We start from the raw sequence: 561 nt of genomic DNA on the forward strand, positions 1-561 counted from the left end.
TCTTATAAAAAACACGGCTCAGGACTTTATTCCAACTGCAACATTAAAAGGCATTAAACTGGATTTTGACTTCCTTTGTGAAAGCTGCGTTATTGATGCAGACCCCGAGGTTTTTACTAAGATTGTCAGCAATTTATTAGGAAATGCGTTAAAACATTCGGCAAGCTTTATTAGAATCATGGTAAGAGGTGGTACAACATATTGCCGTATTGTGATAGAAAATGATGGCGACCGGATACCTCAGGAATATGCCGAAAAGGTCTTTGAACCTTTTTTCAAGTTAAAGAAACATGTTGAGGGCTCGGGACTAGGATTGCCGCTGGCTCAATCATTGATTGCACTGCATAATGGGACGATCCGCCTCGATCCGTATACTCCGTATAACAGCTTTATAATTGAAGTCCCTCTGCATCAGGACGATGTCATCCTATTTCTCGACAAAACAGACCGGGCGATTTCACAACAGCACGGAGATCTGTGTTCACTTTCTAATGACAAAAAAGCGGACGAGCGAGAACAGGTAGTGATCCTTTCGGTTGAAGATAATGAGGAGTTCCAAAA

The 561-nt window shown here is 41.7% G+C and carries 1 protein-coding gene; it reads left to right on the forward strand.

All coding sequences use genetic code 11. The annotated features are described in order from the left end of the window. Positions 1-561: sensor histidine kinase (locus ACNOHI_RS25385; RefSeq protein WP_420477499.1), on the forward strand; the 561-nt coding region annotated here is incomplete at both ends.

It is taken from the genome of Noviherbaspirillum sp. ST9, assembly GCF_048799745.1.
Classification (GTDB): Bacteria; Pseudomonadota; Gammaproteobacteria; order Burkholderiales; family Burkholderiaceae_D; genus Noviherbaspirillum.